This is a genomic window from Mesorhizobium sp. CA13 (assembly GCF_020165235.1).
GTDB lineage: Bacteria > Pseudomonadota > Alphaproteobacteria > Rhizobiales > Rhizobiaceae > Mesorhizobium.
This window is the reverse complement of sequence record NZ_JAIUHS010000004.1, coordinates 160,382-180,713: the sequence shown is the minus strand read 5'-3', so window position 1 is coordinate 180,713 and position 20,332 is coordinate 160,382. Positions and strand designations below refer to the sequence as shown.

At 63.1% G+C, this 20,332-nt stretch carries 18 protein-coding genes and 1 tRNA gene; 11 read left to right on the top strand and 8 right to left on the bottom strand.

What is annotated here, in order from left to right; all coding sequences use genetic code 11:
* Positions 1-19 precede the first annotated feature (19 nt).
* The 8 genes from LB566_RS12330 to LB566_RS12295 all read left to right on the top strand — a co-directional run bounded on the left by LB566_RS12330 (position 20) and on the right by LB566_RS12295 (position 8,323).
* Positions 20-916: a DUF2182 domain-containing protein gene (locus tag LB566_RS12330; protein WP_224624588.1), complete on the top strand. Its 897-nt coding sequence runs from the start codon at positions 20-22 to the stop codon at positions 914-916.
* A 14-nt stretch (positions 917-930) separates the two neighbouring features.
* Positions 931-1,545: a DUF1326 domain-containing protein gene (locus LB566_RS12325; RefSeq protein ID WP_140548513.1), complete on the top strand. Its 615-nt coding sequence runs from the start codon at positions 931-933 to the stop codon at positions 1,543-1,545.
* Positions 1,542-2,360 (top strand): phosphatidylcholine synthase, encoded by an 819-nt coding sequence (pcsA, locus tag LB566_RS12320; protein ID WP_318012756.1) that lies wholly within the window; start codon positions 1,542-1,544, stop codon positions 2,358-2,360. The genes LB566_RS12325 and pcsA overlap by 4 nt, the downstream gene beginning before the upstream one ends.
* A gap of 26 nt (positions 2,361-2,386) precedes the next feature.
* On the top strand, positions 2,387-3,364 hold the full coding sequence (locus LB566_RS12315; RefSeq protein ID WP_224624587.1) for a quinone oxidoreductase family protein: 978 nt from the start codon (positions 2,387-2,389) through the stop codon (positions 3,362-3,364).
* Between the two features lie 215 nt (positions 3,365-3,579).
* Complete coding sequence (locus LB566_RS12310; protein WP_224624586.1) at positions 3,580-5,157, top strand: ABC transporter ATP-binding protein; 1,578 nt, start codon at positions 3,580-3,582, stop codon at positions 5,155-5,157.
* Positions 5,154-6,284 carry an ABC transporter permease gene (locus LB566_RS12305; protein WP_140548520.1) on the top strand — a complete coding sequence of 377 codons (1,131 nt, stop codon included), beginning with the start codon at positions 5,154-5,156 and terminating at the stop codon, positions 6,282-6,284. The genes LB566_RS12310 and LB566_RS12305 overlap by 4 nt, the downstream gene beginning before the upstream one ends.
* The gene (locus LB566_RS12300; RefSeq protein ID WP_224624585.1) at positions 6,284-7,204 is read left to right on the top strand and encodes an ABC transporter permease; all 921 of its coding nucleotides are present in this window, start codon (positions 6,284-6,286) and stop codon (positions 7,202-7,204) included. The genes LB566_RS12305 and LB566_RS12300 overlap by 1 nt, the downstream gene beginning before the upstream one ends.
* Positions 7,205-7,255: 51 nt before the next feature.
* Positions 7,256-8,323 carry a BMP family ABC transporter substrate-binding protein gene (locus LB566_RS12295; protein WP_140548524.1) on the top strand — a complete coding sequence of 356 codons (1,068 nt, stop codon included), beginning with the start codon at positions 7,256-7,258 and terminating at the stop codon, positions 8,321-8,323.
* 45 nt (positions 8,324-8,368) lie between these two features.
* Here LB566_RS12295 and LB566_RS12290 read toward each other — a convergent pair whose 3' ends face one another.
* From LB566_RS12290 to LB566_RS12260, 7 genes are all read right to left on the bottom strand, one after another.
* Positions 8,369-9,475 (bottom strand): acyltransferase family protein, encoded by a 1,107-nt coding sequence (locus LB566_RS12290; RefSeq protein WP_224624584.1) that lies wholly within the window; start codon positions 9,473-9,475, stop codon positions 8,369-8,371.
* 99 nt (positions 9,476-9,574) lie between these two features.
* Positions 9,575-10,888 carry a 30S ribosomal protein S12 methylthiotransferase RimO gene (rimO, locus tag LB566_RS12285; RefSeq protein ID WP_140664458.1) on the bottom strand — a complete coding sequence of 438 codons (1,314 nt, stop codon included), beginning with the start codon at positions 10,886-10,888 and terminating at the stop codon, positions 9,575-9,577.
* Positions 10,889-11,045: 157 nt separating this feature from the next.
* On the bottom strand, positions 11,046-11,732 hold the full coding sequence (locus tag LB566_RS12280; protein ID WP_224624583.1) for a TerC family protein: 687 nt from the start codon (positions 11,730-11,732) through the stop codon (positions 11,046-11,048).
* Between the two features lie 195 nt (positions 11,733-11,927).
* A complete protein-coding gene (locus LB566_RS12275; RefSeq protein ID WP_140548530.1) occupies positions 11,928-12,335 on the bottom strand; it encodes a DUF930 domain-containing protein in 408 nt (135 codons plus the stop codon).
* 45 nt (positions 12,336-12,380) lie between these two features.
* Complete coding sequence (locus tag LB566_RS12270; RefSeq protein ID WP_224624582.1) at positions 12,381-13,079, bottom strand: DUF2161 domain-containing phosphodiesterase; 699 nt, start codon at positions 13,077-13,079, stop codon at positions 12,381-12,383.
* Between the two features lie 172 nt (positions 13,080-13,251).
* A complete protein-coding gene (locus LB566_RS12265; protein ID WP_224624581.1) occupies positions 13,252-14,817 on the bottom strand; it encodes an FAD-dependent monooxygenase in 1,566 nt (521 codons plus the stop codon).
* Positions 14,818-15,404: 587 nt separating this feature from the next.
* Complete coding sequence (locus tag LB566_RS12260; protein WP_224624580.1) at positions 15,405-15,875, bottom strand: cupin domain-containing protein; 471 nt, start codon at positions 15,873-15,875, stop codon at positions 15,405-15,407.
* A 187-nt stretch (positions 15,876-16,062) separates the two neighbouring features.
* Between LB566_RS12260 and LB566_RS12255 the strand changes: the two genes are divergently transcribed.
* Positions 16,063-17,187, top strand: coding sequence for a helix-turn-helix transcriptional regulator (locus LB566_RS12255; RefSeq protein ID WP_224624579.1), 1,125 nt, complete (start codon positions 16,063-16,065; stop codon positions 17,185-17,187).
* Positions 17,188-17,338: 151 nt separating this feature from the next.
* Here the strand turns inward: LB566_RS12255 and LB566_RS12250 are convergent.
* A tRNA-Ser gene (locus LB566_RS12250) sits at positions 17,339-17,428 on the bottom strand.
* A gap of 327 nt (positions 17,429-17,755) precedes the next feature.
* Here LB566_RS12250 and LB566_RS12245 point away from each other — a divergent pair.
* Together LB566_RS12245 and LB566_RS12240 are read left to right on the top strand one after the other, a co-directional pair.
* Positions 17,756-18,970: a septal ring lytic transglycosylase RlpA family protein gene (locus tag LB566_RS12245; RefSeq protein ID WP_224624578.1), complete on the top strand. Its 1,215-nt coding sequence runs from the start codon at positions 17,756-17,758 to the stop codon at positions 18,968-18,970.
* 83 nt (positions 18,971-19,053) lie between these two features.
* Positions 19,054-20,220: a D-alanyl-D-alanine carboxypeptidase family protein gene (locus LB566_RS12240; RefSeq protein WP_224624577.1), complete on the top strand. Its 1,167-nt coding sequence runs from the start codon at positions 19,054-19,056 to the stop codon at positions 20,218-20,220.
* Positions 20,221-20,332 lie beyond the last annotated feature (112 nt).

Sequence of the window (20,332 nt, the reverse complement as noted above, 5' to 3'; positions counted from 1 at the left end):
TTCGGCCCATTCGGATGTCATGACCGGCCGTCAGGACGATTTCAGCCATCTCGACAGCGCAGGCCGTGCGACGGCCGATATCGCGTGCAACCCGCGTTTGACGGTGAACCTCGTCGTGGGCACCGGCATCCTGCTTGCCTGGCTGTCCCTGGCGGCAATGGCGATCCGCGCCGCGGAGGGACGCGCCGCGGGTATCGGCGCGCCCGGCGACGCCTTGTTGAAAACCCTGCCGCAGCTCCCGTTGCCCGATTCCCTGGCCCGGTTCTTCGCCCTCTGCCTCTCGGCCGCGCCGCTGGACGGAGATATCGGCCCGCGCGCCGGTGCGCTGACGGCAATGTGGTTCCTGATGGCGACCGCGACGATGCTGCCCTCGGCGGCGCCGATGATCCGAACCTATTGCGAGATTGCCGATACGGCCAGGATCAGGCATGAGCCGGTCGTCCATCCGCTGGTGCTGGTATCAGGCTATCTCTCGATATGGCTGGCCGCGTCGGCTGGGCTTGCGGCGCTGACGCTCGCCCTCGATGCGTTCGCCTCGTCAGGCCAGATGCTCGATCCGGTCCTGGGCATTGCCGGTGCCGTCGCCCTGCTGGTTGCCGGCTTCTACCAGTTCAGCGGCTTGAAGGAGGCCTGCCTGAAGAAATGCAGGAACCCGTTCGCGATCCTGTTTTCCAACTGGAGCGCGCGGCCTACAGCCATTTTCCGGCTCGGCGTCGCGCAAGGCGTCTGGTGCCTTGGCTGCTGCTGGGCATTGATGCTGGTGATGTTCGCCGTGGGCGTGATGAACGTCTTCTGGATGGCGCTGATCGGCCTGTTCACCCTGATCGAAAAACAAGCCGCAAGCAGGCTTCCAACCCGGCTGGCCGGTGCGATACTGCTTGTCTGGGCGGCCGCGCTGCTATTAGTCTCGCTATGAGTGGGGGAAACTCGATGACGGATCCGAGCTGGGCAATGAAAGGGGAGCTCGTACTCTCCTGCAATTGCACGGTTTTTTGCCCTTGCGTGCTGTCGCTAGGCAGCCATCCTCCGACCGAAGGCTACTGCCAGACCTGGGCGGGTTTCCGTATCGATGCCGGTCATTTCGGAGAGGTCGACCTGTCAGGCCTCAATCTCGGACTGATCATGGAAATCCCCGGCTACATGAGCCGCGGCAACTGGACCGCCGGCCTGTTCATCGACATCAGGGCCTCGATCTACGCGGTCAAGGCGTTGACGAAGATCTTCACCGGCAAGGCGGGCGGGACCACCTCGCTGCTTTCGATCCTCGTCGGCAAATTTCTCGGCGTCGAACAAGTGCCGATCACCTATGAGACACGCGACAAGACGCGTATCTTCCAGATACCGAAGATCATCGACGGGGCGGTCACGCCAATTGTCGGCAAGGACCGCGACAAGGACACGGTGATCAGCAATTCGGAATACTGGATCGCGCCGGAGATCATCGTGGCCAAGTCCGACAAGAGCAAGATGCGAGCCTTTGGCCGCAACTGGAATTTCGGCGGCCGTTCAGCCGAAATCTGCAAGCTGGACTGGCAGGGCCCGTGAGCAAGAACACAACGGCCAGGAAAGCCGCCAAGAAAATCGCCGACCGGATTCCGCGGCCGAAGAAGAAAGTCACCTGGCCGCAGGCAAGGGCCTTCTCAGTCCATCTGCTGACGGCGTCGGGCTCGTTCCTCGCCTTCCTGTCGCTGGTGGCGGCGAGCGAGGAACGCTGGACGGCCATGTTCTGGTGGCTGGGGCTGGCGCTGTTCGTCGACGGCATAGACGGGCCGATCGCGCGTAAGCTCGATGTCAAGGAGATCCTCCCGACATGGTCGGGCGAACTCCTCGACAACATCATCGACTACGTCACCTATGTGCTGATCCCGGCCTTCGCACTCTACCAGCGTGGCTTCATGGGCGAGGGCCTGTCGTTCCTGTCGGCGGCCATCATCGTGGTGTCCAGCGCTATCTACTATGCCGACACCGGCATGAAGACGAAGGAGAATTTCTTCAAGGGATTTCCGGTCGTCTGGAACATGGTGGTGTTCACGCTGTTTGTCATCGAGCCGGGGCAATGGGTCTCGTTCGCGGTGGTGGTTGTGGCCGGCATTTTGACGTTCGTGCCGATCAATTTCATTCATCCGGTGCGGGTGGTGCGGCTGCGGCCCATCAATCTCGCAATGACGCTTCTGTGGTGCGCTTTCGGCGCGCTGGCGCTGGCGCAGGCGGCTCTCGCGGCCTTTTATGACCAGATCGGCGTGCTGGGCGCGCAGGTCAGCACCTTCATAAAGATTGGCATTACCGTTACGGGGCTCTATCTCGCCTGTATCGGCGGCATCATGCAGTTTTTTCCAAATCTCGGTGCCAAGAAAGCCTGATCGGCCATTTCTCAAGGAAGCCTACCATGCCCAAAGCAATCCGCATCCACGCCCATGGCGGTCCGGAAGTCCTGGCCTATGAGGACACCGATCCCGGGCAACCGGGATCGGGGCAGATCCTGGTCAGGCACACGGCAATCGGTCTCAATTTCATCGACGTCTATCATCGCTCCGGTCTCTATCCGCCGCCCGGCGGGTTTCCGCTCATCCCCGGCAGCGAAGCCGCCGGTTTGGTGCTGGCAGTGGGCGAGGGCGTCGACTGGCTGAAGCCGGGCGACCGGATCGCCTATGCCGTCACCACAGGCGCTTATGCGCAGGAGCGCGTCATCGATGCCAGCAAGGTCGTCAAGGTGCCGGAGGGCATCAGCGACGAGCAGGCGGCAGCGATGATGCTGAAAGGCATGACCGCCGAATATCTCTTGCGCAGGACCTTCAAGGTCAAGGCAGGTGACACCATCCTGTTCCATGCGGCAGCCGGCGGCGTCGGGCTCATTCTCGGCCAATGGGCGAAGCATCTGGGCGCGACCGTTATCGGCACGGCAAGCTCGACCGACAAGATCGAGCTCGCCAAGGCACACGGCTTCGACCATGTCATCAACTACAAGGAGCAGGATTTCGTCGCCGGCGTCGCGGCCATCACCGGCGGCAGGAAATGCGACGTCGTCTACGATTCCGTCGGCAACGACACATTCCCGGCCTCGCTCGACTGCCTGAAGCCGCTCGGCATGTTCGTCAGCTTCGGCCAGTCCTCGGGTCCGATCCCGCCATTCCCGATGTCGCTGCTGGCGCAGAAAGGGTCCTTGTACGCCACGAGGCCGACGTTGTTCGTCTACAACGCAAAACGCGAGGATCTGGACGCCTCGGCCGCGGCCCTGTTCAATGTCGTGCTTAGCGGCGCCGTCGAGATCAAGATCAACCAGCGTTATGCACTCAAGGACGCGGGCAAAGCTCACGCGGATCTTGAAGGCCGCCGGACCACGGGCACGACCATACTGGTTCCCTGACGGGAACTGCCCTGGTTTTCAGCTCTCTGCCGCAGGTGCGGGCACGGTTTGCGCGAAAAGCCGGCCCGCTGCATGGTTGCATGAAGAAGGCTGATCTTTGCCCTTGAGTTTCCGCTGAAATTCTTGAAGCTCTTTCAAGTCGAGTGCTGCTTTCGCATGGGAGCTGGCCGCGCATACGATGCTTGCGGGAACACAGAACATATCCGGGAACCCGGATGGGAGGCACTGTGAGTGCAAATCATAACGGAGCGAATCTGCTTGAGGTTCGCGGCCTTACCAAGATTTTCGGCACGCTGACGGCATGCGATCATGTCGACCTCGACATCGCCAAGGGTGAGATCCACGCGCTGCTCGGCGAGAACGGCGCCGGCAAATCGACGCTGGTCAAGATGCTGTTCGGCTCGCTGGAACCCAATTCCGGCGAGATCTTCTGGAATGGCCAGGCCGTCCGAATTACCAGCCCGGGCGTCGCGAAAAAGCTCGGCATCGGCATGGTGTTCCAGCATTTCTCGCTGTTCGAGGCATTGACGGCGGCCGAGAACATCGCGCTTTCCCTGGATGACGGTTCGCCGATCAGCAGCATCGCGGCCAAGGCGAGGGCGCTTTCCTACAGCTACGGCCTGCCGCTCGATCCTGAATCGCTGGTCGGCGACCTGTCGGTGGGCGAGCGCCAGCGCATCGAGATCATCCGGTGCCTTTTGCAGACGCCGCAACTCATCATCCTCGACGAGCCGACTTCGGTACTGACGCCGCAGGAGGCCGACAAGCTGTTCGAGACGCTGGAGCGTCTGCGCTCGGAAGGCAAATCGATCCTGTACATCTCGCACCGGCTGGAGGAGGTCAAACGGATCTGCGACCGCGCCACCGTGCTGCGGCACGGCAAGGTGGTCGGCCACTGCAATCCGCGCGAGGAAACAGCCTCGTCCTTGGCTCGCATGATGGTCGGCAACGAAGTGCAGGCCGTAGTGCGGGCGCCGGTCGCGGGCATCGAAACAGCGCAGTCCCTGCTCGAAATCCGCAGCCTCAGCCGCAAGCCGGCGACGCCGTTTTCGATCCCGCTGAAGAACATCAACCTCACCGTCCGCGCCGGCGAGGTGATCGGCATCGCCGGCGTCGCCGGCAACGGCCAGGGCGAGTTCTTCGAATCCGTCTCCGGCGAAGTCCTGCAGCCGGATGCTGCCTCGGTGCGCATCCGCGGCAAGGATGCAGGCAGCCTCAGCATCACCGGGCGCCGGCTGCTGGGCGCCGCCTTCGTGCCGGAAGAGCGCCTCGGCCATGGCGCCGCGCCGCGCATGAGGCTCTCGGAGAACCTGCTCCTGTCGCGCCATGCCACCGACGGCAGGACCTTTGTCGGCACAGGCGGAATGGTCAAGAGCGGCACCGTCTACGCCGCCGCCCAACGCATCATCGAGGCGATGGACGTGCGCAAGAGCGCGCCCGATCCGGAGGCGGCAACGCTGTCCGGCGGCAATCTGCAGAAATTCATCGTCGGCCGCGAACTCGACCGCAGGCCTGACGTCATGGTGGTCAACCAGCCGACATGGGGTGTCGATGCAGGCGCCGCCGCCCATATCCGCCAGGCACTGATCGAACTGTCCCGCAGCGGCTCGGCGGTGCTGGTCATCAGCCAGGATCTCGACGAGCTGTTCGAGATATCGGATGCGATCGCGGTGATGCACAATGGCGAACTGTCCAGGCCGCTGCCGATCGCCGAGGCGACCTTCGAAAAGATCGGCCTGCTGATGGGCGGCGCCGAACCAGGCCACGCCGAACACACGCTGGAGACGGCATGATGCGCCTCGAACTCGTCAAACGGCCGCAGCGCTCGGCGTTGTTTTCGATGCTGTCGCCATTCATCGCCTTCGCGCTGACGATCATCGCGGGCGGTATCATGTTCGCGCTGCTCGGGGTCAATCCGTTCAGCGCGTTCAACATCTATTTCATCGAACCGATCAGCCAGGTCTGGCAACTGCACGAGCTGGCGATCAAGGCGGCGCCGCTGATCCTGATCGCGGTCGGCCTGTCGGTCTGCTACAAGGCCAACATCTGGAACATCGGCGCCGAAGGCCAGTTCATCTTCGGCGCCATCTTCGGCTCGGCCGTTCCGGTGCTGTTTCCTGGGTTCGAGGGCCCATTGGTGCTGCCGTTGATGCTTCTGCTGGGCATGGTCGGCGGTGCCGCCTACGCGGCTATCCCCGCATTTCTGAAAACCCGCTTCAGCACCAACGAGATCCTGACGAGCCTGATGCTGGTCTATGTGGCACAGCTCTTCCTCGACTGGCTGGTGCGCGGACCGTGGCGCGACCCGCAGGGCCATGGCTTCCCGCAGACCATCCAGTTCGGCGACTCGGCCATCCTGCCGGAGCTGATGCCCGATGCCGGCCGCGCCAATTGGGGCTTCGTGTTCGCGCTGGTCGCGGCGGTGCTGGTGTGGCTGATGATGAGCCGAATGCTCAAGGGTTTCGAGGTCCGCGTGCTCGGCTCCAGTCCGCGGGCAGGGCGCTTCGCCGGCTTCGGCCTCAACCGCATGGTCTTCTTCGCCTTCCTGTTGTCGGGCGCGCTGGCCGGGCTTGCCGGCATATCGGAAGTTTCCGGCGCCATCGGGCAACTTCAGCCCGTCATTTCGCCCGGCTACGGTTTCACCGCCATCATCGTGGCGTTCCTTGGCCGCCTCAATCCGCTCGGCATCGTCGCGGCGGGCCTGGTGCTGGCCTTGACCTATCTCGGCGGCGAGGCGGTGCAAAGCGCGCTCGGCATCTCCGACAAGGTGGCGCGCGTGTTCCAGGGCATGCTGCTGTTCTTCGTGCTCGGATGCGACACGCTCATCCATTACCGCATCCGGCTGATCGGTCTGGCGCTGACCAAATCGGAGAGTGCCGCGAAGCTCGAGGCCGCGCCAAAGTTGAAGGAAGCCCGCTGATGGACATCACCGTCAACATCCTCCTGACCATCGCCACGGCGGCGACGCCGCTGCTCATTGCCGCGATCGGGGAACTGGTGGTCGAGCGCTCCGGGGTGCTCAACCTTGGCGTCGAAGGCATGATGATCATGGGCGCGGTCGGCGGTTTCGGCGCAGGCTATCTGACCGGCTCGCCCTGGATCGGGCTCTTGGCGGCCGTCGCCATGGGCGCGCTGTTCTCGCTGCTGTTTGCCGTCATGACGCTGTCGCTGGCCACCAACCAGGTGGCGACCGGCCTGTCGCTGACGCTGCTCGGCCTCGGCCTCTCCGGCATGATGGGAACCAGTTTCGTCGGCCAGCCCGGCGTCAGGTTGCCGAACCTGTATATACCCGGCCTCAGCGACATTCCCGTCGTGGGCCGGCTGCTGTTCGGCCAGGATCCGGTCTTCTACATTTCCATCGCACTGACGGCCGCCGTGATGTGGTTCCTGTTCAGGACGCGCACCGGGCTGACACTGCGCTCGATCGGCGACAGTCACGCCTCGGCGCATGCGCTCGGCATCAAGGTCATCCGCTACCGTTATCTCTCGGTGATCTTCGGCGGCGCCTGCGCCGGTCTTGCCGGCGGCCATCTCTCGCTGGTCTACACGCCACAGTGGGTCGAGAACATGAGCGCGGGCCGCGGCTGGATCGCGCTTGCGCTGGTGGTGTTCGCGTCCTGGCGGCCGTGGCGGGTGCTGGCGGGCGCCTATATCTTCGGCGCGGTGTGGATCGGCCAGCTTCATGCACAGGCTTTTGGCATTCCAGTGCCTTCGCAACTGCTTTCTTCGTTGCCCTATCTGGCGACGGTCGTGGTTCTCGTTCTAATCTCGCGCAACAAGCGTCTGACGATGATGAACACACCGGCTTCCTTGGGGCAGCCATTCGTTCCGGATCGTTGACAACAATAACAAGACGGGAAGCTCCAAGGCTTAACTCAGAGAGGTAACACGATGAAAAAACTGCTTATTGCCCTGATGACGACGACAGCGGCATTTTCGCTGGCCGCGTCCGCGGAGGCCGCCGACAAGCTGAAGGCATGCTGGGTCTATACAGGCCCGATCGGCGACTTCGGCTATTCCTACCAGCACGACCAGGGCCGCCTCGAAGTCGAAAAGGCGCTCGGCGACAAGGTCGAGACCGCCTATCTGGAGAACGTCTCCGAAGGCCCCGATGCCGACCGCGCTTTCGAGCGTCTGGCGCGCGAGGGCTGCAAGATCATCTTCGGCACGTCCTTCGGCTTCATGGACGCCGAAGTGAAGGTCGCCAAGAAGTTCCCCAAGGTGATGTTCGAGCACGCCACCGGCTACAAGACGGCGGACAATCTCGGCATCTACAATGCGCGCTTCTATGAAGGCCGCTATGTGCTCGGTCAGATCGCGGCCAAAGAATCAAAGTCCGGCGTCGCCGGCTACATCGTCTCCTTCCCGATCCCGGAAGTGGTGATGGGCATCAACTCCTTCATGCTCGGCGCGCAGTCGATCAATCCGAATTTCAAGGCCAAGATCGTCTGGGTGAATTCCTGGTTCGATCCGGGCAAGGAAGCCGACGCGGCCAAGGCCCTGTTCGACCAGGGAGCCGACATCATCGTCCAGCACACGGATTCGACCGCGGCACTGCAAGTGGCCGAGGAGCGCAAGCTGCACGGCTTCGGCCAGTCCTCCGACATGATCAAGTTCGCGCCGCACGCGCAGCTGACCTCGCTGACAGACGAATGGGGGCCCTATTATATCAGCCGCGTCCAGGCGGCCATCGACGGCACCTGGAAGCCGGACAATGTCTGGCTCGGCATCAAGGACGGCGCAGTGAAACTCGCGCCCTACACCAACATGCCCGACGACGTGAAGGCGATGGCCGAGGCGACCGAGAAGAAGATCGCCGGCGGCTGGAACCCCTTCACCGGACCGATCGCCAAGCAGGACGGCTCGCCATGGCTGAAGGACGGCGAGGTCGCCGATGACGGCACGCTGCTCGGCATGAATTTCTACGTCAAGGGCGTCGACGACAAGTTGCCGCAATAGGCTCTACGTACGTTCGACAGGGAAGGGCGCCGCGAGGCGCCCTTTTCATTCGGCGGCTTGCGCCGCCGCCGAGACATGGCGAAACCGCACCAGGCCGGCGTCCACCACAAGGCTGAGCCGGATCTTGAACCAATGTTGCACCGGCCGCTCGAAATGGCGCCAGATCGCCCACGACACCAAAACCATGAGCGCCACACAGGTCCACGCTGCAACCCATTTGCCGGCCAGCGGCGTCAAGGCGTTGATGAAGAGATAGCCGGCATTCTGGTGAAGGAGGTAAAGCGGATAAGTCAGCCCGCCCAGAGCCAGCGTGAGCGGCGACGGCCTGATCCGGTCGCGCAGCAGGACAGCGCCGGTCAGCGCCGCGTGCATCACCACGTTGGCGGCCACGAGATGGGCGGACGGGACCGCGATGCCGTAATGCCCGATCATCCACTGTTGTGTCACCGACAGCGTATAGCTGGAGAGCACGAAGGCGGCCGCCAGCAGCAGCAAGGCCGGCACTGAGCGACCATGCGCGTGGAGATGATGGACCAGCATGCCGGCGGCGAAGAACGGTCCGAACTCGGTGAGAAACAGAAGCCGCGCCGCGCCGCTGCCGAGGAAGAGTTCGTTGACGGCCGCGATCGCCAGCCAGCCGAGGATCAGCGCCAATTTCCATCGCTGGAAAACGCCGGCAACGAGGGCCAGCGTCACCCATCCGTAGAAAACCACTTCAAGCACGATCGACCAGTAGACGCCGTCCATGAAAGGCTGGCCGAAGGCCGGCGCGAACATTGCGAGATTGGCGAGATACTGGCTGAAGGAGGCTGGGAGCAGCGGCGTGCCGGAAAAGGCGATAACCGCGAAGCTTATCGTCATGCAGAGCAGAAAGCCCGGATATAGACGTGCGAAACGCGCGACGGCGAATCTTTCCCAGCCGCCGCCTTCCGCCGACCATGCGATGACGAAACCGCTGATCAGAAAGAACAGATTGACGCCGAGATAGCCGTACAGAGCCAGCGGCGCGGCATGAGGATAGCCAGCCGTGAGAAAGCCGTCTGCTGCCGCACCGCGGAAGAAATAGTGAAACAGCACGACGGCCAGCGCCGCCCCCAGCCTCAACAGGTCCAGAGTCGCGATATAGTCCTGGCGGGCAGGTCTGGGGTCCATCCTTAGTCCCTGCGTTTACGGTTCGGAAACCATAAAGCAGGCGGCGGCCAAACAGGGTAAATGGCCGGAACTATCGCGAAATGTGGTAAATCGCAGTCCTCAGACGGCCGAACCGTAGAGATCATAGGCGTCGGCGCGATCGACCTTGACGGTGACAATGTCGCCGGCGCGCAGCGGGCGGCGCGACTGGATGTGAACGGAGCCATCGATCTCCGGCGCATCGTATTTGGTGCGGCCCTTGGCCGATGTGCCGTGCGCTTCGTCGATCAGCACCGGCAGGCGCTTGCCGACCTTCTTGGCCAATTGCGTCGCCGAGATCTTCTGCTGGCGCTGCATGAAGCGGTGCCAGCGCGCCTCCTTGATCTCCTGCGGCACCTGCTCAAGGCCGAGTTCGTTGGAGCGCGCGCCTCGTACAGGTTCGTATTTGAAGCAGCCGGCGCGATCGATCTTCGCCTCATCCAGCCAGTCGAGCAGCATCTCGAAATCCTCGTCGGTCTCGCCGGGAAATCCGACGATGAAGGTCGAGCGAATGGCGAGGTCGGGACACACATCGCGCCAGCCGCGAATGCGCTCCAGCGTCTTTTCGCCATGTGCCGGCCGGCGCATGTTCTTCAATACCTGCGGCGAAGCATGCTGGAAGGGGATGTCGAGATAGGGAAGGATCTTTCCCTCGGCCATCAGCGGGATGACGTCGGCCACGTGCGGGTAGGGGTAGACATAGTGCATGCGCACCCAGATGCCGAGCTTGCCCAGTTCCTCGGACAGATCGAGGAATTTCGCCCGTACTTCACGGTCGCCGAACATGCTGGTCTGATATTTGATGTCGATGCCGTAGGCGCTGGTGTCCTGCGAGATGACGAGGAGCTCCTTGACGCCGGCCTTGGCCAGTTTCTCGGCTTCACGCAGCACATCGGCCGCCGGCCGCGAGACAAGGTCGCCGCGCAGCGCCGGGATGATGCAGAAGGTGCAGCGGTTGTTGCAGCCTTCCGAAATCTTCAAGTAGGCGTAGTGGCGCGGCGTCAGCTTGACGCCCTGGGGCGGCAGCAGATCGATATAGGGATCATGGCTGGGCGGCGCCGCCTCGTGCACGGCGGCCATGACGCTCTCATAGGCCTGCGGACCGGTGATGGCGAGAACGTTGGGATGCTTCTCGCGAATGACGTCGGGCTCGGCGCCCAGGCAGCCGGTGACGATGACCCTGCCGTTCTCCGAAAGCGCGGAGCCAATGGCATTGAGCGATTCATCGCGGGCGGAATCGAGGAAACCACAGGTGTTGACCACGACGAGGTCGGCACCGTCATGCTTGCGCGCGATCTCATAGCCCTCGGCGCGCAGGCGCGTGATAATGCGTTCCGAATCCACCAGCGCCTTGGGGCATCCGAGACTGACGAAGCTGACGCGCGGGGCGGACATGGGCAAGTTTCCAATGGAGGTGAACCGGAAACGCTGATCCGGCTCGAAGTCTCGACATATAACGGTTTGCACGGCTCTGGCAGGAGCTCAATTCGGGCGGCGCAATAGCACGGCTTGCCCGATCAGGCAAACAGGGCGGCGGGCGCAAGGTTCCGGCTCAGTGGCCGCTCGACCCGAACCATGGCGCCAGGAAAGCGAATTGGTCGGGAAACTGCTGCACAGCGCCGTCGAGAAGCATCTTCACGGCGACGTAAAGGATGATCAGCAGGCCGATATAGGCGATCCAGCGGTATTTGTGCAGCAGGCGCGCGACGAAGGACGCGGCGAAGCCCATCAGCGCAATCGACAGAGCGAGGCCGATGATCAGCACCGTCGGATGGTTCATGGCCGCACCCGCCACGGCCAGGACATTGTCGAGCGACATCGAGACGTCGGCAATGACGATCTGCCAGGCGGCCTGCGAGAAGGTCTTGCGCGGCGACTTGCCGGCGATGGTCCCATCCTTGTCGAAATCGCCATTCGACAGCGCTTCGGTCGCGTCGCGCTCCTGCTCGTGACTGACACCCAGCTCCCGCCACATCTTCCAGCACACCCAAAGCAGCAGCAGGCCGCCGGCGATGAGCAGCATGGGGCCAATTGTCAGCAGCCATTGCGTGATCAGGGCGAAGAAAATGCGAAGGATGGTGGCCGCGATGATGCCGACCAGAATGGCCCGTTTGCGCTGACTGGCCGGCAAGCCGGCCGCCGCAAGGCCGATGACGATGGCGTTGTCCCCAGCCAGCGCAAGATCGATCGCGATTACCTGAAAAAGGGCCGATAAGCCTGCGGCAGTAAATATTTCCATCGACCTGGAAGCCCTTGCCTGTTCGCCGAGTGTTTGTTGTCGATCGCCCAGCCCGCCCTAAAGGCATGGTCCCTTGCCGTCAAGACATCGCTTCGGGCAACGCGCAAAGCCGCTTTCGTTGCAGCGGCGCCATTGAGGGGATTCGACAATCGCGGCAGGCGAGCCGAAACGGCAGTGAAAACCTAGCCGTAGAGCCTAATCGTAGAGATTGTATTTTGCCCAGTCGGTCTCCGGAATCTCGTCGCCGATGCGGTAGCGGAGCTGTAAAACCTCCATATGGTCCGGCGCCGTCTCACACTTGAATTTCAGCCGGTACCATTGCCCCTTGCTGCGGAAGGCGGCTCCCGGGCTCTTGATGGCGTCGTCGCTCATGACGGGCGTGGCAAAGGCGTAAGCGACCACCCGATCCGCCTTGTACTTGCGGTCGTCATGGGTGATGCGGTCGAGGACTTCAGCGTCACAGCGCTGTTCGAGGCGGGTTTGCGGGTCGAGTTTCAGGAGGCCGGCGCGCAAGGCGCTGTCCATGGCGTTGGCCGGAAAAGCCAGGGTCAAGAACGCCATGACCATCGTGCAGAGTGTCTTCATGGGCGGGACAAGCAGCATATTTTGTCTGAAAAATCAACCAAAGGGCCGGGCGTTGTCCCGCGCTCAGGCACTCGGCGCGTTCAAAATCCCGTGTCGGGATTCATCGTGCGATGGCTGCGGCCAACGCATCAGCGAGGCACGGCCGGCGTCGGTCAGATCGTAGACGCCGCGGTCGACGCGCGCGAACCAGCCATAGACATTGTGCAGCAGGATTTTCGGCGCAAGCGGCGTCAACGCCTTGAGATCGCGCGGGCGCTTGGGCCCGTCGGCCAATGCCGCGGCGCAGGCGAGGGCGCTTTGGCGGTACGCTGTCATGATGGGATTGCGCGATCCCCCGCCCGCGACAGGATCGCCCCGGCGCCGGCGATGTTCGTCGACCAGCCGCGAGCGGCGCCGTGGGTTCTTGCGCGGCATGACTGTGACCGGGCTCAGAATCACCTCGACCCGGTCGCTCGCCGTGACGCCGAGCAGGCCGAAGCCAAGCCGGCGGCAAAGATTGCGGAACCGAGCGTCGCTCTCGCGTCCCTTGCCCCTGGCCGACATGCGCGCGGCCAGCCACACCTCGTCGCAGGCGGTTGCACGGTCGACGCCTTGCAGCACCAGTTCGAGATTGAACGCCAGCTTCAACTCGCAGATGACAACGACGGGCGGCTCCCCCTCACGCAGCGCGATGATGTCGCAGCCGCCGATCTCGCCCTTCACGGCAAAGTCCAGGCTTTCGAGAAACCGCTTCACCGGCGCGTAGAGTGAGGTTTCGCTCATGGGTTCAAGGCTTAGCCGATTCGGCGCAAAAAGCCTCGGGAGTGACCCTCACCACATCATGAAGGAAGCGACATCGGCGTCCCACACCCTGCCGACGCCGACGTCCGCGTTCGGCGCGACGCTTTCGGTCACTTCATCAGCGGTCAATGTCGCGCTCCGATCGTTTGGTTCATCAGGCAGGCCTACATGCCTTTCTGGGTTCGCCGAACCATCGTGATGCGGCTTGGGCGGCTTCCTCCGGGTTGGGGGCATCCTCGCCGGCCCAGGCCACGAAGCCATCGGGGCGCACGAGCACGGCGCTCAAGCCCAGCTGATCCCTGGCGTTGCCGGCGATGTAGGTGATCCGGTCACCCCAGCGACCTGCAAGCGCTTCAAGCGATGGGCGAGCGTCAAAGTCAAGGAACAGGCCCTTGCCCGGGCTGAGGAGTTCGCCGATTTTTCTTCCTTCGATCAGCTCGAAATCGGGAACACTGCGCCCGACCAGCCCGTGGCCGCCGCCAGGATCGTAGCGAAGAGAAATACCCCATACCCGTTCGGCGAAATATGTCGCGCCGTCGCGCGTTTCGATCAGGTCGCGGATGATGGTTTCGAGCGCGCGCGTTGCCGGGCTTGGCCGCATGAGCGCGACCTGGGCGCGCGACCAGTCGAGGATTTGCGCCCCGACCGGATGGCGTTCGCTGAAATAACTGTCGAGCAGACCGTCCGGCGCGTCGCCGCGGATGGTGGCGGCCAGCTTCCAGCCAAGGTTCATCGCGTCGCCGAGCCCGAGGTTGAGACCCTGGCCGCCCAAGGGGGAATGGATATGCGCGGCGTCGCCGGCAAGCAGCACTCGTCCCTTGCGGTAGGTCGTTGCCTGGTAGGCCCGATCCGTCCAGGTGGCGGCGAGTTTGAGGGCCGTCAGCGTAACGTCCGCGCCGGACACTCGGCGCAATACCGCCTGCACATGGTCGCAGGTGATTGGCTGGGTTCGGTGGAAAGCCCCGCCATCGAACTCGACCATCGCGACGGTACCGGGCTTTTGATAAGTGTACATGCCGGTCGGCGTGTAGTGGCGGCCTGGCGTGAGCCTGTCCGGGTCGGCCATTTCGACCTGAACGGAATAGCCTGTGAATTCCGGATCGGTACCGACGAACGTGAAGTCGCCGGCCTTGCGCACCGTGCTGCGCCCGCCGTCACAGCCGACAAGCCAGCATCCACGAAAAATCTCACCGCCGGCGCGAACGGTCACGCCTTCATGCGTCTGATCGAAATCCTCGACACCGAAGCCGCGCCTGATCTCGACCCCCATTGCGATTGCGCGCGCGGCCAAGACGGATTCGAGGTGCGCCATCTCGACCGCGACTGCGGCGGTGGCCGAACCTGGCAGGCGGTAGGGCCATTTCGCGGCGTCTACAGCATCGTGGAAGAACTGGATACCTGCGAAATGGCCGCCCGGACGGCGCGGTTGATTCAGCCAGTGCGCGCCAGTCGCAGCGCCACTATTGCCCGTTCCATCCCTCGCATTCTGTTGAGCGGCGATGTCGTCCAGCAGACCGCGACGGTAGAGGGCTTCGATGGTGGGAACCGAGAGGCCGCGCAGCCCGAACGGAAGCCGCTTCAACGGGGAGTGCGGGTCTTCGGCTTGCTCCAGCACCAGCACCGAGAGGTCGGCGAGGCGCAACTCACAAGCGAGGAACAGGCCGACAGGGCCTGCACCAGCAATTATTACGTCATGGGAATCGAGATGGCGGTTGTGCATGAACTGCTCCTTTGTCGATGTTCGACCGGAGCGTTCCTCGGATTTGAGAACCACACGGACGAACGATTGGACGCGCGAGAAGCGTCCGATGTTCGTCGTGGGGATCTCCTGCAGGAGGCCAAAGACCAGAGCTTTCGTTACCGAAAGGACTTGGGCTTACCAAACCAAGTCTGCCTTTTCCGACACCGGCTTTATAGCGTTGCGGTGAGCGATCAGCAACAGACGGGCTTGCGGCCGATGCCGAACGGAATCATACGCGCTCAGGCTTGAATCGATGAAGCGCCGCCCGATGCCTTGTCCGAGTCGTTCATCTCGTCGCAGTTTCGCCGTCGGTCGGTTTGAATGGAACGCCATTCCAGGGGACCGTTCCCGTGGCACAACCCTAAGGGCTTCCTGACGGCGGACGGCTTTCGCGCTCTGTGACGACGTCTCCGAGCTTGAATTGTTCGAGTGCCGCAGCGACATCCGTCGCGCCCACGCCAACGTCCGCACAATAGCTACTACCCAGCCTACGAAAATTCGATCTGCCACAAGGGTAGGATAGCGGCGCAATCCGTCATCACCAACTGCCCGTGGCTTGGCAAGGCCTATGGTCGAGGGATGGCTAAGGGTGGCCCGGTAATCTCCATATCGAATTGGGCCGCGATCGCTTTGACTTCCGCGAGATCGCGCGGAATCTCTAGCCCCTGCGCGGCAACCGCCGGGAAAAAACCCTCGAGACCACCCGGGGACAGGATGGCGATCCATCGTGCATGCTCAACGACGACGAACGTGTGCTCTACGCCAGCGGAAATGTAGAATAGTTCTCCGGCGGTGCGTTCGGAAGCTTCGCCGGCACACCAAAAGCGTAGCCGCCCCTGGAGAATGACAAAGATTTCATCTGACTTGGGATGACGGTGGCGCGGCGGTCCATGGCCGCGGCCAGCATCGGATGCAAATGCGCCAAACTTGCCGCCGGTCTCGCGTTGCGTCAGAAGCGCTTCGTAGTGCGTACCATTCCAGTCGGTTTGGGTACCAGGTGCTACCCCCGTTTGCATATCCCGCCACAGCTGTTGCATCCGAGTCTCCCGTCAAAGAAATGGCTTTGCATCGTCACGAATAGCTATCCCCAATTTCGGGTCGGTGCCTCGTATGAACATATGAGATGGGCGCGGGACCGGCGGAGAAATGGTTGTCACTGAAGCCGGCTTGCGGCAAACTGCAAGTCCCGTCGGATGATGGAGCGGTAAATTCCGGCCCAGACAGATGTCAGAAGCGCGCGTCCACGACTTCGATCGACTGGTCGGGCAGGTCTATGATGCGGCGCTCGAGCCCGGCCGCTGGCCGCAGGTTCTCGAAGCCCTGTCGGATTTCCTCGAGGGCGCCGCCACCAAGCTGACATTCCAGAACGCGAGGACATTGCGCAGCGAAGCGAGTTCTGTACGCATGCCGCCGGAGGCGGACCTCACCTACGCGCAGTACTACCACAAGACCAATGTGTTCCTGCCGCGCGTCGCCAGGCTGCATGCGGGCACCTTGATTCCGGTGTGGAACCTCCTGCCGCGCGAAGTCTATCAGCGCTCCGAATTCTACAACGACTTCTGCCGGCCCGGCGACATGTGCCACCCGATCGGGGTCGTGCTCGCCAACGAGCCGGACATGCGCGTCGTCTTCACCTGCGGCCGTGCCAGGACGGCCGGTGAGTTCGAGCCCGAGCACCTCGACCGGCTGCGCCGCATCGGGCCACATTTGGTCCGCGCGGCGAGCGTGAGGCTGCGGCTCACGCGCTCCGATATCTCCAGGAATGCCAACGCCGAGGCGCTCAATCGCGTCGCCCAGGGCGTACTGATCGTCGCCGCGAACGGCGATATTCTGTTCGCCAATCGGGCGGCCGAGGCGCTGCTCGCCGAAGCCGACGGGATCAGGACGGAAAAAACGGCGCTGCGCGCAAGCAGGCCAGCGGATGCCGCGCAACTTCAGCGGTTGATCGCCACAGCCGCGGAGCGAGCGGACGCCGCAGGCGGCGTGATGGCGCTCGGGCGGCCGGGGCCGCGCCGGCCACTGAGCGTTTTGGTAGCGCCGCTGATCATTGAGTCGACGTGGTTCGTGACGGGTCGTCCAGCCGCGATCGTGTTCGTGGCCGATCCGGACAGCGCGCCGCGGACGGCCCAGGACCAGTTGCGCAATCTCTATCGGCTGACCCCAGCCGAGGCGGCCGTGGCCATGGCGATCGCACGCGGCGAAGGGCTGCAGGCGGTTGTGGATGAACTTGATATCAGCCTGACGACCGCGCGCACCCACCTGCAGCACGTATTCGAAAAGACGGAGACGCGGCGACAGGCAGAGTTGGTGCGCCTCATCGCCGCCAGCGGGCCTTACGTCCGACAATAGGCTAACGCAGCCGGTTTTTTGCGGTCACAGGCTGGCCGCGCATGGAAGTCCATCTGCGAAGAACAGCGCAGGAGCAGCAATCCAGCGCTTCGAATAACCCGTGAACCGCTACGCGGTGGCACTGCGCGCGCCGGAAAGTTTTTTGAGCAAATGGCGGAGGGAGTGGGATTCGAACCCACGGTGAACTTGCGCCCACGCCGGTTTTCAAGACCGGTGCCTTAAACCGCTCGGCCATCCCTCCAGCGACATCTCTTCGCCCAACATCACTCGACATATATTCGAGCCTGGCGGCGAATGAAGAGAGCCATCCGGCTGATGCTCTAGTGTGCCCGGCAAAGGCCTGTCAACCGGCATGCGCGGACAGCACGTTTCCCGGCACCCGACCCTGGGCCGGGTGGCGTCACAATCTTGCCCGGTTCCGGCCACAATCGATTAATAGCGTGATAAACAATTCCTGCGCACAAAGGACAGGGGTTCAAGGTGTCGTCGGTATTGGTCAGGTAAGCTTTGGCTCCTGCGACATTCAAGCCGCGGCGTCTTTGGTCGAGACTGTAGGGGACATCAGGAAATGCAGACTACGGCGCGCCCGCGTCTACGCCGTGCTTGCGCTTTCGCGCTCTTCACCATGTCGGCAGTCCTGCTTGCCGCCTGCGCGTCGCAGCCTGAACCAAAAGGGATGGTCCACAAGAAGACCCGTTCCAAGGAATATTTCGCCGAAACCGAATATGGCGTGAAGGCCAGTCCTCGCGCCGCCTTCATGCGGCGCGGCGGCGGCCGCGACCAGCTCGGCAAACCCTACCAGGTTCGCGGCAAGTGGTACTATCCGAAGGAAGACAAGCACTATGCCAAGGTCGGCCTGGCGTCCTGGTACGGCGATGCCTTTCATGGACGGCTGACCGCCAACGGCGAAGTCTACGACATGAGCCATCTGACGGCGGCGCACCCGACCATGCCCCTGCCGAGCTACGCTCGCGTCACCAATCTCAAGACCGGCAGTTCGGTCATCGTGCGCGTCAATGACCGTGGTCCCTACCACCAGGGCCGCATCATCGATGTCTCGGAACGCGCCGCCCAGATGCTCGACTATGCCAATGTCGGCACGGCCGAGGTGAAGGTGGAGTATGTCGGCCGCGCACCGCTCGACGGAAACGACGACCAGTATCTGATGGCCTCCTACCACCCAGGCAACAGGATACCGGATCCGTCCGACGGCCTGCCAACCGGCGTCATGGTGGCCATGAACGGACCGTCGCCCAGTCTGCCGGTGGGCGCTGCCGCCGTGCCGTTTCCGGGCCAGTTGACGAATTCCGATATAGCTCCGCAAGCGCAGGTGCCGGCACAATCGCCGGCCTTGGGCGACCTGGCGCTGCCCGACTTCGGCCCGATCGTGCCGGAGCGTCCGGATATCGGCCTGCCGCCGCAATCGCCGTTCTCGGTGGCCTCGCTTTCCTATGCCGACGAGCGCGTGCGGCGCGCCGATGTCTTTGCCGCACTCGACGACGGCATGTCGCCCGCCGACATCCTGCGCTCATGGAAGAACGCCAACCCGCAAGCGCCATCGCCCGCCTATGTCGCGGCCGGCACCTTCGATGACGCCACCGAGGCAAAACGCGTGGCCGCCGCGCTCGAGCCCTTCGGCAGGATCGAGATCCAGCGTTCCGAATTCGACGGCAAGGACTGGTATGCGGTGAACCTCTATCCGGACGGCCATGGCGGCGTCGACGATCTGCTGCAGGCGGCATGGTCGCATGGTGCGCCGGACGCTCTGGCCGTGCGCAACTGATCTATTTTTCCCGCACGGTTGATCCCGCGGAAAAAATCCTGATAGCTTGGCTGTGCCAGAACCGGCAAACGGGTCGAGATTTCATGCAGTTGCGCGTCTTTCCGCCTTTGGCCGGAGTTCTGGGATTGGCCCTGCTGCTGCTTTGCATCGGGCCCGCCAGCGCGCAGCTTTTCGAGACCAAGGCAGCGCAGGCCTTCATGATCGACGCCGACACCGGGACGGTGTTGTTTTCCAAGGACGCCGACAAGCCGATACAGCCCGCCTCGATGGCCAAGCTGATGACGATGGAAGTGGTGTTCAACGCCATCAAGTCAGGACGCCTGACCCTCGACGATACATTCGTGGTGAGTGAAAACGCCTGGCGCACGGGGGGTGCCCCTTCCGGAACGTCGACGATGTTCGCCAAACTCAAATCGGCGGTCCGGATCGAGGACCTGATCCAGGGCGTGACGGTACAGGCGGCCAATGACGGCTGTATCGTGCTGGCCGAAGGCATGGCCGGGTCCGAGGGCAATTTCGCGGCCCAGATGACCGAACGTGCGCGCCAGATCGGCCTGGCGAAATCGACTTTCGTCAATTCGACCGGGCTGCCGGCGGACGGCCAGCAGACGAGCGTGCGCGAACTGGCAATGCTGGCTTTGCATCTGTGGCGCGACTATCCGGACCTCTATCGCTATTACGGCCTGAAGGATTTTACCTGGAACAAGATTTCGCAGCGCAACCGCAACCCGCTGCTGGCGATGGACATCGGCGCCGATGGCCTGGCGGTCGGCAGCAGTGAGGTATCCGGCTTCGGCATAGTCGGCTCGGTCAGCCACAATGGCGTGCGGGTCATCGCGGCGATGAGCGGGCTCGCCAGCGACAAGGAACGCGCCGAAGAGGCGCGCAAGCTGCTCGAATGGGGTGCCCGTTCCTTCGAGAAGACGGAAATCTTCGCCAAGGACGAGGTGGTGGGCCAAGCGCAGGTTTTCGGCGGCGCTAAAGCCGGCGTGACGTTGAAGGCGAAGGGGCCGATCGCGATCTTCCTGCCCGTCGCCAACCGCGACAAGTTGAGGGCGAGCATCGTCTATGACGGACCGGTTGCCGCGCCTGTGGAGGAGGGGCAGCCTGTAGGTGCGCTGCGGGTCTGGATCGGCGACACGCTGAGCCAGGAGACGCCGCTTTTCGCCGCGGAATCGATCGGCGTCGGCACGCTGCCGCAACGCGCCCTCGACGCCGTCAAGGAACTGGCGGTCGGCTGGCTGCGCTAAAGCGCTGAAACGGATTCATTCGACGCGCTTTAGCGTCTTCGTTTATGCATGTCGTTCTCTCAGATGTCACTTTTGAGCGACATGCGATGCGCCGGCAGCATGGACGTTTTCC